Origin of the sequence: Nocardia asiatica NBRC 100129 (genome assembly GCF_000308415.1) — a bacterium.
In the GTDB taxonomy this organism is placed as follows: Bacteria; Actinomycetota; Actinomycetes; order Mycobacteriales; family Mycobacteriaceae; genus Nocardia; species Nocardia asiatica.
On sequence record NZ_BAFS01000415.1, the window covers coordinates 1 to 13432 of the forward strand.

Annotated in this window: 13 protein-coding genes and 1 pseudogene; 8 read left to right on the forward strand and 6 right to left on the reverse strand. The window is 68.9% G+C overall.

The window, feature by feature from the left end:
- The 5 genes from ON27_RS31120 to ON27_RS31140 all read left to right on the forward strand — a co-directional run.
- Nucleotides 1-735: aminotransferase class I/II-fold pyridoxal phosphate-dependent enzyme (locus ON27_RS31120; RefSeq protein WP_043735763.1), on the forward strand; the 735-nt coding region annotated here is incomplete at its 5' end.
- Nucleotides 732-2744, forward strand: a complete 2013-nt coding sequence (locus ON27_RS31125) for a CRTAC1 family protein (protein ID WP_218003076.1) — start codon at nucleotides 732-734, stop codon at nucleotides 2742-2744. The genes ON27_RS31120 and ON27_RS31125, both read left to right, overlap by 4 nt.
- Nucleotides 2741-3955 carry an RnfABCDGE type electron transport complex subunit D gene (locus ON27_RS31130; protein ID WP_174377906.1) on the forward strand — a complete coding sequence of 405 codons (1215 nt, stop codon included), beginning with the start codon at nucleotides 2741-2743 and terminating at the stop codon, nucleotides 3953-3955. Before ON27_RS31125 ends, ON27_RS31130 begins: the two co-directional genes overlap by 4 nt.
- A 101-nt stretch (nucleotides 3956-4056) precedes the next feature.
- A complete protein-coding gene (locus ON27_RS31135) occupies nucleotides 4057-5019 on the forward strand; it encodes a DUF1702 family protein (protein WP_051047166.1) in 963 nt (320 codons plus the stop codon).
- Nucleotides 5020-5029: 10 nt separating this feature from the next.
- Nucleotides 5030-5833, forward strand: coding sequence for an SDR family oxidoreductase (locus ON27_RS31140; RefSeq protein WP_051047168.1), 804 nt, complete (start codon nucleotides 5030-5032; stop codon nucleotides 5831-5833).
- Between the two features lie 62 nt (nucleotides 5834-5895).
- Here the strand turns inward: ON27_RS31140 and ON27_RS31145 are convergent, their stop codons facing one another.
- Nucleotides 5896-6333 (reverse strand): DoxX-related protein, encoded by a 438-nt coding sequence (locus tag ON27_RS31145; RefSeq protein ID WP_043735765.1) that lies wholly within the window; start codon nucleotides 6331-6333, stop codon nucleotides 5896-5898.
- A gap of 98 nt (nucleotides 6334-6431) precedes the next feature.
- Between ON27_RS31145 and ON27_RS31150 the strand changes: the two genes are divergently transcribed.
- From ON27_RS31150 to ON27_RS31160, 3 genes are all read left to right on the forward strand, one after another.
- Complete coding sequence (locus tag ON27_RS31150) at nucleotides 6432-7001, forward strand: TetR/AcrR family transcriptional regulator (RefSeq protein ID WP_043735767.1); 570 nt, start codon at nucleotides 6432-6434, stop codon at nucleotides 6999-7001.
- Nucleotides 7002-7086: 85 nt separating this feature from the next.
- Nucleotides 7087-7452 carry an SUKH-4 family immunity protein gene (locus tag ON27_RS31155; protein WP_043735769.1) on the forward strand — a complete coding sequence of 122 codons (366 nt, stop codon included), beginning with the start codon at nucleotides 7087-7089 and terminating at the stop codon, nucleotides 7450-7452.
- A gap of 159 nt (nucleotides 7453-7611) precedes the next feature.
- Entirely contained in the window at nucleotides 7612-8313 is a 702-nt protein-coding gene (locus ON27_RS31160) for a hypothetical protein (RefSeq protein ID WP_043735771.1), read from the forward strand.
- A gap of 11 nt (nucleotides 8314-8324) precedes the next feature.
- Here ON27_RS31160 and ON27_RS31165 read toward each other — a convergent pair whose 3' ends face one another.
- From ON27_RS31165 to ON27_RS31185, 5 genes and pseudogenes are all read right to left on the reverse strand, one after another.
- The gene (locus ON27_RS31165) at nucleotides 8325-9602 is read right to left on the reverse strand and encodes an MFS transporter (protein ID WP_051047169.1); all 1278 of its coding nucleotides are present in this window, start codon (nucleotides 9600-9602) and stop codon (nucleotides 8325-8327) included.
- 351 nt (nucleotides 9603-9953) lie between these two features.
- On the reverse strand, nucleotides 9954-10718 hold the full coding sequence (locus tag ON27_RS31170; protein WP_043735773.1) for a 3-oxoacyl-ACP reductase: 765 nt from the start codon (nucleotides 10716-10718) through the stop codon (nucleotides 9954-9956).
- 26 nt (nucleotides 10719-10744) lie between these two features.
- Complete coding sequence (locus tag ON27_RS31175) at nucleotides 10745-12106, reverse strand: aldehyde dehydrogenase family protein (protein WP_043735775.1); 1362 nt, start codon at nucleotides 12104-12106, stop codon at nucleotides 10745-10747.
- Nucleotides 12103-12846: a gamma-glutamyl-gamma-aminobutyrate hydrolase family protein gene (locus ON27_RS31180; protein WP_043735777.1), complete on the reverse strand. Its 744-nt coding sequence runs from the start codon at nucleotides 12844-12846 to the stop codon at nucleotides 12103-12105. The genes ON27_RS31175 and ON27_RS31180 overlap by 4 nt, the downstream gene beginning before the upstream one ends.
- Nucleotides 12827-13432, reverse strand: a pseudogene (locus ON27_RS31185) (glutamine synthetase family protein); the annotation flags it as partial. The pseudogene ON27_RS31185 and the gene ON27_RS31180, both read right to left, overlap by 20 nt.

The following is a 13432-nucleotide window of genomic DNA, read 5'->3' on the forward strand; positions in this document are numbered from 1 at the left end:
CGGCGCAGTTTCGACCGGGCCATGGTGATCATCGAGGGTCTCTACAGCATGGACGGCGACGTGGTCCGGCTGCCCGAGATCATCGAGGTGGCCCGGCGCTACGACTGCTCGATCATGATCGATGAGGCGCACTCGTTCGGCACGCTCGGCGCCACCGGGCACGGCGTGCGGGAACTGTTCGACCTGCCCGGCGACGCCGTGGACGTCTGGATGGGCACCCTGTCCAAGGCGCTCGGCAGCGTCGGCGGCTATCTCGCGGGCAACCCGGAGCTGATCGACGGGTTCAAGTACGTCGCGGGCGGCTTGAGCATGTACACCGCCGCGCCGGCGCCATCGGCCATCGGCGCGGCGCTGGCGGGGCTCGAGGTGCTGCGCGAGGACCCCGAGCGCGTGGCGCGGTTGCGGCACAACAGCGAGTACTTCCACCGCCGCGCCCGGGAATACGGCTTCGACATCGGCACCTCGGAGCGTTCGCCGATCATCCCCGTCATGACCGGCGCCGACGAACCCGCCGTGCTGGCCGCCCTGGCCATGCTGCAACGCGGTTTCAGCGTGAACGCCATCACCCACCCGGTCGTCCCGGCCGGGGAGGCCAGGCTGCGGTTCTTCATCAACTGCAGGCACACCGAGCAGCACATGGACCAGGCCCTGGCCACGCTGCGCGAGGTGCTCGACGGACTCGCGGACACCGCGGGACAGCAATTCACTCTCGCCCATGAGGAGCAGCACTCGTGAAAATTCCCATCAACCGATCCCTCCTCCGAAAAGCGGTGGTGCCCGGCGTGGCTCTGCTGCTGATGGGCTCGCTGTTCATTCCGGCTCGGTCGACGCTGCTGCCCACCTACGACGAGGCCGGCGGGCCGATCGCGAGCAAGTTCGACTTCACCCCGATGCCGATCGCGCTGCCCAAGGGACTGCCGACCGACCGCAAGATCCGCGAGCTGCGCGAACCGTACAAGCACCTGTCGGCCTGGATCTCCTCGGTCGGCGCGGCCATCGCGATGAACGACTTCGACGGCAACCGGCTGGCCGACGACCTGTGCGTGGTCGACCCGCGCTCCGACACGGCTTTCCTCACGCCGACGCCGGACAGCAACACCGGCCGGTACGAGCCGTTCGTGCTCGATCCCGCGCCGCTGCCCGCCGACTCCTCCACCGTGCCGTCGGGCTGCGTTCCCGGCGACTTCAACGGTGACGGCCGGATGGACGCGCTGGTGTCGTACTACGGCCGCACACCGATCCTGTACTTGCAGCGGGCCAACGCGACCCGGCTCGAGGCCAAGGCTTTCCGCCCGGTCGACATCGTCCCCGCGCCGAACACGCCGGACGGGCATTACGAGGGCCAGCGCTGGATCACCGCGGCGGTGTCGGTCTCCGATTTCGACGGCGACGGCAAGCCGGACATCTACCTCGGCCAGTACTTCAACGACATGGACGTGCTCTCCGAGGAGGGCCAGCTGGCGCTGTGGATGACCGACTCGCTGTCCAACGCGCGCAACGGCGGCAAGGACCGGATCTTCACCCTGGCCTCGGCCAAGTCGGGCGACGAACCCACCGCCGAGTACCGCGAGGTGGCCAACCCGTTCCCGATCGGCATGGACACCGGATGGGCGCTGGCCGCCGCCGCGTCCGACCTGAACGGCGATCAGCTGCCGGAACTGTACGTGGCCAACGACTTCGGACGCGACCGCCTGTTCGTCAACCGGTCGACTCCGGGCCAGATCCGCTTCGGTTTCGCCGAGGGCGAGCGCGGCATCACCGAGCCGAAGTCCTATGTGCTGGGCCATGATTCGGACAAGGGCATGGCGGCTGACTTCGGCGATCTGAACGGCGACGGCATGCCGGACCTGTTCGTCAGCAACATCGCCGTGCGCTTCGCGCTGATGGAGGGCCACTTCGCGTTCTACAACACCGCCAAGGACACCGCCGACGCCGCGCGTCAGCTGGCCGACGGTGTGGCGCCGTTCAAGAACCGCGCGACCGACGTCGGACTGGCCTGGGAGACCTGGGGCTGGGACGCGAAGATCGACGACTTCGACAACGACGGCCGCAACGAAGTGATCCAGGCCACCGGCATGATCAAGGGCGACACCAACCGGTGGCCGCAGATCCAGGAACTCGGCACCATGAACGACGACCTGACCAAGTACCCGTGGTCCTGGCCGATCATCGGCGCGGACGCCGATCTGGCGGGCAGCGATCCGGTCGGCTTCTTCAGCCGCGGTGAAGACGGCAAATTCGCCAACCTCACCCACGCCCTCGGCATGGACACCCCCGTTCCTTCCCGGGGCATCGCCGTCGGCGACACCTCCGGCAACGGCGCGCTGAGCTTCGCCGTCGCCCGCCAGTGGGGTGACCCGACCTTCTACCACAACAACAAAGCGGACAACGGCCGATTCCTCGGCCTGAAGCTGTTCAAGCCGGCCTGGGACGGCGCCGCGCCCAAGACGACCATCGCCGGTCTGCCGACCCAGGGCGTTCCGGCGGTGGACGCCCGGGTCGAGGTGCGCACGCCGGACGGCCGGTTGCTCACCAGCCACCTCGACGGCGGCAGCGGGCACACCGGCAAGCGCGCCACCGAGGTGCACATCGGCCTCGGTGACCTCGATCCGGCTGCCCCGCTGAGCGTGCTGCTGCGCTGGCGAGAGACCAACGGCACCGCGCACGAACAAACCCTCCAGCTCGCGCCGGGCTGGCACACCGTGAACCTCGCCTCGGACGCCCAGGAGGTCAAGCAGCGATGAGCGACAACGACAAGCAGGATCCGGGCGAGGCGACAGCCGCGTCGAACGGGCACCACGAGACCGCGATGGCTGCGAGCAACGGCGGCACCGCCCAGGGCGGCGGGGACGGCGCAGGCGCGCGGAACACCGCCGCGGCGGGTAACGGCAACGGAGCGAGCCCCACCGCGGCGGAACGTATCTCCGCTGTGCAGCGGTCGGGCACCGAGTTCGCCAAGGAGTGGGTGGAAACGCCCGCGCCGACAAAAGATACGCGCTACCTCGCGCTGCGCAATTTCGCCATCTCGATCACGATCTTCAACCTGATCGGTTTCCCGCTGCTCGGCTTCGAGCAGCCGTTCCTCTGGCCGTTCATCGCCCTGGCCACCGCGTATTCCACCGAGATCGGGCTGGAAGTCCTGGCGGCCTGGGCGTACAAGCGCCCGCCCGCCTTCCGGGGCCGTGGGCCGCGCGGGCTGTTCGAGTTCCTGCTGCCCGCGCACATCACCGGCCTGGCGTTCAACTTCCTGACCTTCGCGCACGACAAGCTGTGGCCGGTGATCTTCGGCATCGTGGTCGCGGTCGGCACGAAGTGGGTGCTGCGGGCCAAGATCAACGGCAAGATGCGCCACTTCATGAACCCGTCGAACTTCGGCGTCGTGGTGTGCTTCCTGGTGTTCCCGATGATCGCGGTGGCGCCGCCGTACCACTTCACCGAGTACATCACCGGACCGGCGGACGCGCTCATCGTGCTCGGCCTGTTGATGACCGGCACGATGCTGAACGCCAAGCTGACGCTGAAGATGCCGCTGATCATGGCGTGGGTGGGCGCGTTCGCGCTGCAGGCCATCGTGCGCGGTCTGATCGAGCCGAACGTCTCGGCGCTGGCCGGCCTGAGCATGATGACCGGTCTGGCGTTCGTGCTGTTCACCAACTACATGGTCACCGACCCGGGCACCACGCCGTCGGGCAAGAAGCAGCAGATCATGTTCGGCGCCTCGGTGGGCATCATGTACGGCGTGGTCACCGCGCTGCACATCTCCTACGGGTTGTTCATCGCGCTGGTCATCGTCTGTGGCGCTCGCGGCGTCTACTGGTGGGTACGCGGACTCGCCGAGTGGTGGCGTGAACGCGGCGCTACGCCGAGCGCGCCGGAGCAGCCCGTGGTGGCCGACGACCTGGAAGCCGACATCACAGGCGAGCCGGAGCCGGCGAAGGAGACCGCTCGATCATGAACCGGAAGCGCCGAGCCGCACAGCGGGCTCGGCGCTTTCGCCACCGGTGCCACCGTGGTCACCACCGGCCCCCCGATACTCCTCCGACGAATGGAGACCCCATGCCCTCCCCGTTGGGTCCGCTGCGCGCGGCCGTTTTCGTTCCCAGCCAGGCCAGTGTCCGCAAAGTGCTCAGCGAATTCGAGCAGCCGGACCAGCACACCGCGCTCGAACTCGAGCAGGTGACCATGCACTTGGTCGGCGGTATCGACTCCGCGGTCCGCAGCTCGGACAACGACGAGCTGATCGCCGCGCTGCTCCAGGTGCCGCCGAAGTACCGCGGGTTCGCCTACGAAGGCGCCGCGGTCGGCCTCACCGCGCTCGACTCGCTCTCGCCCGGCCGTCGCGCCGCCGCGCTGATCGACGGACCCGCCAGCGAATACGCGCTGACCATGTACGTCGGCGTCGGCCTCGCCATGGCGAAGATCCCGAAGTTCCGGTGGCGCAAACTGTTCCCGCAGCACCCGCTGTTCCGGTGGCTGGCCATCGACGGCTACGGCTTCTACAAGGCGTTCTTCCAGATGCGGCGTTACGTGCGGGACAAGCACGTCGAGACCCGCTACCCCGGCTGGCTCGGCGACCGCGACAACCTCAAACGCATCGTCGATCAGGGCACGGGCCGCGCGCTGTGGTTCATCGGCGGCGGCAGCCCGGCCGGCGTGGTGCGCTTGATCAGCGAGTTCGCCCCGCAGCGGCACGCCGACCTGTGGAGCGGCGTCGGCATCGCCGTCACCTTCGCCGGCGGCGTGGAAACCGCTGCGATGGAGAAACTCTGGGACGTGGCCGGTGAGTTCCGGCCGCAGCTGTCCCTCGGCTCGGCCATGGTGGCGCGCATCCGGCAGCAGACCAACAGCGTCAACGAGCACAGCGAGGCGGCGGCGCAGGTCTTCTGCGGGACCAGCGTGGCGAAGACCGACGCGCTGATCGAGTCCTCGCTCGACGACCTGCCCGACGACGGCACCTCCGGCACCTATCTGCTGTGGCGGAACCGGATCGCCGAGATCGTCACCGCGAGCCGGGCCTAGGATCACCGCGATGGCACGGGTCAGCGATTGGGTCGGCAAGCACGTCATCGTCACCGGCGGATCGGAAGGGATCGGCGCCGCGGTGGCGGGGGCCTTCGCGCGACGCGGCGCGACGGTCTCGATCATCGCGCGCCGCGAGCAACCGCTGGGCGACACCGCGAAACAGCTCGGTGCCGACTGGGCCGCCGCGGACGTGACCGACCAGGACCGACTCGCCTCGGCCATCACCGAACTCGAGCAGCGCAACGGGCCGTGCGAGGTCATCGCCTGTTGCGCGGGCCTGGCCCTGCCCGGCCGGTTCCTCGAGGTGGACGCCGGTGAGTTCGAAACCCAGATGTCGGCGAACTACCTCGGCGCGGTCCACGCGGTGCGGCGCGTGCTGCCCGGGATGGTGCAGCGGGGCGGCGGGAAGATCCTGCTGGTCAGTTCGACGGCGGCGTTCCTCGGTATCACCGGTTACACCGCCTACGGGCCGACCAAGGCGAGCGTCCGGCAGCTGGCGTTGTGCCTGCGCTACGAAGTCGAGTCCAAGGGCGTGGACGTCACGGTGATCTACCCCGCCGATACCGATACGCCGGGCCTGGCCATGGAGAACCAGCGAAAGCCGGTGGAGACCAAGGCGATCACCGGGTCGATCGAGCCGATGACCCCCGAGCGGGTCGCCGAGGCGGCGGTGCGCGGGTTGGAACGCGGCCGTCACCACATCGCGCTCGATCCGCTGACGCGGTTCTTCCTCGCCTGGGCGAATCTGCCCGAGGATCTGGCGCGGCCGTTCCTGCGCCGCACTATCGCCAAGGCGCTGCGCTCCAGCTGAACAGGAGCGCGAAGGCCCGCTCACGCACCGTGTTCCGGTGCGTGAGCGGGCCTTCGTGGTATTCAGCCGACGATGACGACCACGCAGGCGGCGATGAAGAGGACCTGAACCAGCGCCCGCAGCGGCAGGGGCATGGTCTTGATGCCCAGATCGGCTCGGGCGGCGCGGACGTTCGCGGGGAACAGCGCCACCAGCAACGCGATCAGACCGGCCGCGGCCAGTGCGGCGGTCGCCGGGATGAGCAGGCCGACCGCCCCTGCCACTTCGAGCACTCCGGTCAGCGTCACCAGGGCGGGGGCGTTCGGCAACCGCGGCGGCACCATGGCGATCAGCGCGTCGCGGCGCGGCTGGAGGAAGTGCGCGCTCGACGTGAGGACGAGCATCGCGGCCAGACCGAGTGCGGCCGCGTGTGCCCACGAATCGAGCCAGCCGTCGCCGATCAGCCAGCCGACGAGGCGGGCGATCGCGGTGACGGCGGCGAGGACGAGCAGCGGTGCCATCGGAGTCTCCTGGGGAACGAGAGCGAATCTTGACGGTGGAAAGATTAAGACCCGCTCATGAACTTGTCAATGTCTAGATAATCGGCCACCATCGAGGGATGGCGAAGGACAGCTACCATCACGGAGACCTCCGCGCGGCCCTGCTCGCCGCGGCGGCCGAGCGGATCGCCGCCGAGGGCGTGGACGCTCTCTCGCTGCGCAACCTGGCGCGGCACGCGGGCGTCTCGCACGCCGCGCCCGCCCATCACTTCGGCGACCGAGCGGGTTTGCTCACCGCGTTGGCCACCGAGGGCTTCGAACTGCTGGCCGAACACCTCGCGCGGGCCGGGGCGGACTTCCGCGAAGTCGCGGTGGCCTACATTCGCTTCGCGCGCGAGCATCCCGGACACTTCGACGTGATGTTCCGCCACACCCTGCTACACGCGGAGGACGCGGCACTGCGGGCCGCCCGGGAACGGTCCGGGTCGGCGCTGCGCTCCGGCGTCTCGGTCATCCAATCGGGCCACAGCCGCGACCATCAGCAGGCGACACAACTCGCCGCCTGGTCGCTGGTGCACGGCTTCGCCTCGCTGTGGCGCGAAGGGGCACTGCATAATTCGTCACTGGCCGAGGAACCCGATCCGGAGGCTCTCGCCCGCAAGATGTTGTCCACCATCCGGTTCGACTGACCGGAAACCGGCTCGCACCGAGCCGCTGCCGTGCTATCCAGAGACCCGGAAGGAGCGGGCGGCCACTTCCCGGCTGCGACGACACATGGACATCCACGCCTACCCGACCGAGGCGACCACACCGGTGGACCTGACCGAGGCACACCGGATCGTCGGCCACCATCTCGCCAACGACGATTACACCGACCGTGGAATCACATACCAGGTCACGGAATTCGATGCCTGCTTCGTCGCCGTCGCCGCTTTCGCCCACGCCGCGCACACCGACCCGGACAGCCCGCGGGTGGTCGTCGGCGGTTCGGTCTGCGTCATCGACAAGCCCACCGGCGCGATCTCCTACTGGCCCACCTACCCGGCCGCCCTGGTCGCCGAACAGTACGCGACCGCGCTCGAGGACGGACGCCTGATCATCGAGGACAGCTGGCCGGAGGACGACGAGGAGGAGGAATGAACCGCACACTGCCACGTCCGTATGTGTGTGCTCGAAAGCGTTGTCGCCATTGACAATTGATTATCCGCGCATAAGCATGATCAGCGGTACTGTCCATTCGCCTGAACGAACAGGTGTCAGGCGTTCGACATCGGTCAGCCAAAGGAGGCGGCTTTCGTCATGGGGGACAACGATTCCAGCGGGGAGGCGCAGGAGCCGAACCAGCCCCGGCAGGAAGACGCCCCTCGGCGGGAGAGCTGGATCCGTCGGAACAGCACCGCGATACGCACCACACTGCTCGTCCCGCTCATCGTCGGATTGACGGTACTGGCAGTGGAGAAGACCTACGATGCCTTCACCGACAACGACGACGCCGAGAAGGGTTCGACCACGACTCAGCGGGCCCCCGCGACAGGCACCGCGCGTAACGTGCCCACCTCCACCGCATCCGCGAGCGCGACGACGTCGGCGACCGCTTCGCCGGACGACGTCCGCTGGTCCGGCACGATCAACCTGACCTACCTCGACCTCGACTCCGCGCCACCCCGGGTACTGCCCGACAATGGCGGCGCCAGCGCGTGGGTCAGCTACGACCGCAAGTCCTCGGGCGGGTTCTCCGAAGCCACCCTCTACGGACTCGGCGGCGGCTTCTTCACCACGAAGCCCACGATCGCGCTGTGGACGACCGCCGCCGAACCGACCCGCCGGCAGTGCTCCGACCTTATCGCCACCCGGGGCGCCGAAACTCTACCGGTCACCAAGGACAGCGCCTACTGTGTCAAGACCGCGGCGGGCCGCACCGCCTTCATCGCCGGGGTCTCCCTCGACAAGGCCGTCGACGCCTACACGGCCTCGGTGACCGTCTGGTCCGCCACCGACTGACCCCGACTGGTTCAGAAGACGGGCTGGGCGGGCAGGTCCGGGTCCGGAGTGGGGTCGCCCGCGTCGGGGACTTCGGTGCCGCGCAGCGAGGTTCCGGCGGTTTCGCGCAGGTAGGTCCAGGCGACCAGGCCGATCAGGGACGCGCCGACCATGTAGAGGGCGGGGAACAGCGACCAGCCGGTGGCCTCGATGACCGCCTCGTTGATCAGCGGGGCGGTGCCGCCGAAGGCCGCGGTGGAGACGTTGTACGCGAGCGCGAAGCCCGCGTAGCGGACATGGGTCGGGAAGATCGCGGGGAAGGTGGAGCTGATGGTCGCCAGCTGCGGCACGTACAGCAGACCGAGCACGACGAAGCCGAAGATGGCCCACGCCATGCCCTGTCCCATGAGCCAGTACATCGGCACCGCGAGCAGCGCGAGACCCAGCAGCGAGAACAACCACATCGGGCGGCGGCCGACGCTGTCGGACAGTCTGCCGAAGAACGGCAGCACCAGCATCATCACCAGCTGACCGAGCAGCATCATCGCGCTGGTGGCCGACTCGCCCATGCCGATGGTGTGCTGCAGATAAGTCGGCTGGTAGGTCAGCAGCGTGTAATTGACCACGTTGAGCGCGACCACCAGTCCGGCCAGCGTGAGGGTCTCGCGCCGATAGGTGGTCAGTACCTCGCGCAGGCCGCCGGGCGGACGCTTGCGCTCGGCGACTTCGGTGAACACCGGGCTCTCCGCCAGCCTGGCCCGCAGGTACCAGCCGGTCAGGCCGAGCGGGATGGCGATCAGGAAAGGAATGCGCCAGCCCCAGGCGTACATGGCGTCCGAACCGAGCGCGAGCTGGCAGGCCAGCACCGTGGCCGAACCGCCGACGAAGCCGGCGAGGGTGCCGAACTCCAGGAAGCTGCCGAGGAAACCGCGTTTGCGGTCGGTCGCGCATTCGGCCAGATAGGTCGCGGCCCCGCCGTATTCACCGCCGGTCGAGAAGCCCTGCACCACACGCAACAGGATGAGCATTATCGGGGCCAGCACGCCGACCGAGGCGTGGGTGGGCAGTAGGCCGATGGCGCCGGTCGCGGCCGCCATGAGCAGAATCGTGGTGGCCAGCACGGCTTTACGGCCGACGCGGTCACCGAGCGGTCCCCACACCATGCCGCCGAGCGGGCGCAGCACGAAAGAGATGGCGAAGCCGAGCATGGTGCCGAGCGTGCCGAGTTCCCCCGGGAAGAAGGCGCTGGTGAGGTAGGTCGCCGTGGTGGCGTAGACGCCGTAGTCGAACCATTCGGTCGCGTTGCCCATGGCGGAGGCCGCCACGGAACGCCGCAGGGGGAAACTCTCCGATGTCCGGTCGGTCACGCGCACGTCCTCTCCAGCCCGCCCACGGACCTCGATTCGATCCACCTCCGATCCCGACAACGGGAGGTGTGGCACGAAACAAACCGATACCCACAACTCACGGACGGCAAACAGTCACGGAGCCGAACACGCGCGGCACCGGGCGCTCTTACCTGCCACTCCACCTTCGATTGTGAAGCCCATCACACTCTCTGGAGTCAGTGGCCTCGCACAAAGGAGTCCGGCCGCGAACCGCCCAGGCGGTGGTACATGGTCGTCACGAATCTCGCTGCGCGTCGACCGAGCGCGGAACGCCTACAGCGGGGTCACGTACGCGCCGGCGATGCCACCGTCGACCAGGAACTGCGACGCGGTGATGAACGAGGAATCGTCGCTGGCGAGGAAGGCCACGGCGGCGGCGATCTCCTCCGGTTCGGCGAACCGGCCGAGCGGCACGTGCACCAGGCGCCGCGCGGCGCGTTCCGGGTCCTTGGCGAACAATTCCCGCAGCAGCGGCGTGTTCACGGGGCCGGGGCACAACGCGTTCACCCGAATGCCGTCGCGGGCGAATTGCACTCCGAGTTCCCGGCTCATCGCCAGCACGCCGCCCTTGGAGGCGGTGTAGGAGATCTGCGAGGTCGCCGCGCCCAGCACCGCGACGAACGAGGCGGTGTTGATCACCGAGCCCTTGCCGCGCTCGAGCATGTGCCCGATCGCGTACTTGCTGCACAGGTACACCGAGGTCAGATTGACCTCCTGCACGCGCCGCCAGGCGTCGATGCCGGTGGTGAGGATCGAATCGTCCTCCGGCGGGGAGATGCCCGCGTTGTTGAACGCGATGTCCAGCCCTCCCCAGGTGTCGACCGCGGTCTGGAACAGCGCCTCGACCTGGGCTTCGTCGGTGACGTCCACCTGCACGTAGCGTCCGCCGACCTCCTCGGCGGCCGCCGCGCCGGTCCCGGCGTCGATGTCGGCGACCACCACCTTGGCCCCCTCCGCCGCGAACCGTCGGACCGTGGCCAGCCCGATACCGCTCCCGCCGCCCGTGACGACGGCGACCCGATCCTGTAAGCGCTGCAACGTATCTCCTGTCGGAAGTGGTGGTGTCACTGCGTGGCGAGGAAGACGTTCTTGGTCTCGGTGAAGGCCAGCGCGGCGTCCGGCCCGAGTTCCCGTCCGAGGCCGGATTGCTTGAAACCGCCGAACGGCGTCCAGTACCGCACGGAGGAATGCGAGTTCACCGACAGGTTGCCCGCCTCCACCCCGCGGGCCACGCGCAGCGCCCGGCCGACGTCTCTGGTCCAGATCGAGCCGGACAGACCGTAATTCGTGTCGTTGGCGATGCGCAGCGCGTCGGCCTCGTCGTCGAACGGCAGCACCGCGACCACGGGGCCGAACACCTCCTCGGTGAGGACCCGGTCGCTGGGAGCGCCGGGCAGCACCACCGTAGGCGGGTACCAGAATCCCGGTCCGTCCGGCGCGCTGCCGGTGAACGCCACGTCGGTCGAGGGCTGCACGAACTGCGCGACGCGCTCGCGGTGCGCGGCCGAGATGAGCGGACCCATCTCGGTGGCTTCGTCGGACGGGTCACCGACGCGCACCCCCTGCACCGCGGGCTCCAGCAGTTCGAGGAAGCGATCGAACACACTGCGCTGCACCAGGATTCGGGAGCGCGCACAGCAATCCTGCCCCGCGTTGTCGAAGACGCCGTAGGGCGCGGTGGCCGCCGCCTGCTCCAGGTCGGCGTCGGCGAACACGATGTTTGCGCTCTTGCCGCCCAGCTCCAGCGTCACCCGCTTCACCTGCCGCGCGCAACCCGCCATGATCTGCGTGCCCACCTCGGTGGAACCGGTGAACACCACTTTGCGCACCGCGGGATGGGTGACGAAGCGCTGCCCCACCACCGACCCCTTGCCGGGCAGCACCTGGAACACGTCCTCGGGCAAGCCCGCCGCGAGCGCGAGCTCACCGAGCCGCAGAGCGGTCAGCGGTGTGAGTTCGGCGGGTTTGAGCACCACCGTGTTGCCCGCGGCCAGCGCGGGTGCGAAGCCCCACGCCGCGATCGGCATCGGGAAATTCCACGGCACGATCACCCCCACCACGCCGAGCGGTTCGTGGAACGTGATGTCGACCCCGCCCGCGACCGGGATCTGGTGGCCCAGCAGCCGTTCGGGCATGCCTGCCGCGTAGTGCAGGACGTCGCGGACGTTGCCCGCCTCCCAGCGCGCGTTGCCGATGGTATGTCCCGCGTTGGACACCTCGAGCCGGGCCAGGTGCTCCAGATCCGCGTCGACCGCTTCGGCGAACCGGCGCAACAACCGGGCCCGATCACCCGGCGCCACCTCGCGCCACGCGGTGCCCGCGCGCTGCGCGCGGGCGACGGCCGCGTCGGTCTCCGCTTCCCCGGCGAGTTCGACGGTCGTGACCACCTGTTCGGTCGCCGGGTTGACCACCTGCGCTGTCGTCACGAGTTCCGCTCCCTTCGGTAGGTGTCCGCCGCCTCGACCAGTGCCCGGATCAGCCTGCGATCGGTGGCGTCGGCCTCCGGATGCCACTGCACACCGACCAGGAACGAACCGTCGACGGACTCCGCGGCCTCGATCGTGCCGTCGGCGGCGTACGCGGTGGCGGTCAGCACCTCGGCGAGCCGGTCGACGGCCTGGTGATGGTGGCAGTGCACCTTCACTTCCGGACCGGCCAGGCGCGCGACCCGGCTGCCTGCGATCGTCAGCACCCGGGTGGCGGTGAACCCGCCTTCGACGCCGGAGTGCTCCTCGTGTCCGACGACGTCGGGCAGATGCGGGATCAACGTGCCGCCCAGCGCCACGTTCGCCAGCTGCAGTCCCCGGCACACCGCGAGGATCGGCAGACCCTCGGCCCTGGCGAGCTCGAACAGTCCGAATTCCGATTCGTCGCGGTCGGGCCTGGTGTAGCCCGGCCCGGTGGCAGGGCCGCCGTAACGCGCGGGATCGACGTCCGCGCCGCCGGTCAGCACCAGTCCGTCGAGCCGCCGCACCAGCTCGGGCCGCGCGACGCCCGCGGGCGGCAGCAACACCGGGATGCCGCCCGCGGCCGCCACCATGTCGACGTAGGAGTGCGGCAGGACCGCGCTGGGCAGATCCCAGGCGTTGAAGCGGGTCTGCTCCACATAGGTGGGCAGGCCGATCACGGGACGGGCTCCCGTGTCCTCAGAGTCGTTCGAAACCACGGATACGCTCCCAGTCGGTGACCGCGGCGTCGTAGGCGTCCAACTCGACCCGCGCCGCGTTGCGGTAGTGCTGCACCACATCATCACCGAAGGCCGCGCGGGCCACCGCGCTGGCTTCGAACAGCTCGGCCGCTTCGCGCAGCGTATGCGGCACCCGAGGACGCTCGGAGTGGTAGGCGTTGCCGTGGAATTCCGGCTCCAGCGGCAGTCGCCGATCGATGCCGTGCAGTCCCGCCGCGATCAGCGCGGCCACGGCGAGGTAGGGGTTCACGTCGCCGCCGGGCACCCGGTTCTCGAAACGCAGCGAATGGTCCTCGCCGACCACGCGAACGGCGCAGGTGCGGTTGTCCCAGCCCCACGCGATCGCGGTCGGCGCGAAGCTGCCCGCGACGAATCGCTTGTAGGAGTTGATATTCGGCGCCAGCAGGTAGGTGAACTCGCGCAGGCAGTCCAATTGGCCCGCGATGAAGTGCCGCATGAGCGCCGACATGCCGTCCGCTCCGTCACCCGCGAAGACCGGCTCCCCCGTATCGCCGCGCAGGCTCAGATGGATATGGCATGAATTGCCTTCGCGCTCATTGTATTT

Excerpts from the sequence above, each read along its gene's own strand:
- ON27_RS31135 (WP_051047166.1), top strand. The coding sequence starts at position 4,057 with ATGCCCTCCCCGTTGGGTCCGCTGCGCGCGGCCGTTTTCGTTCCCAGC.
- ON27_RS31140 (WP_051047168.1), top strand. The coding sequence starts at position 5,030 with ATGGCACGGGTCAGCGATTGGGTCGGCAAGCACGTCATCGTCACCGGC.
- ON27_RS31130 (WP_174377906.1), top strand. The coding sequence starts at position 2,741 with ATGAGCGACAACGACAAGCAGGATCCGGGCGAGGCGACAGCCGCGTCG.
- ON27_RS31145 (WP_043735765.1), bottom strand. The coding sequence starts at position 6,333 with ATGGCACCGCTGCTCGTCCTCGCCGCCGTCACCGCGATCGCCCGCCTC.
- ON27_RS31150 (WP_043735767.1), top strand. The coding sequence starts at position 6,432 with ATGGCGAAGGACAGCTACCATCACGGAGACCTCCGCGCGGCCCTGCTC.
- ON27_RS31155 (WP_043735769.1), top strand. The coding sequence starts at position 7,087 with ATGGACATCCACGCCTACCCGACCGAGGCGACCACACCGGTGGACCTG.
- ON27_RS31160 (WP_043735771.1), top strand. The coding sequence starts at position 7,612 with ATGGGGGACAACGATTCCAGCGGGGAGGCGCAGGAGCCGAACCAGCCC.
- ON27_RS31165 (WP_051047169.1), bottom strand. The coding sequence starts at position 9,602 with ATGGGCAACGCGACCGAATGGTTCGACTACGGCGTCTACGCCACCACG.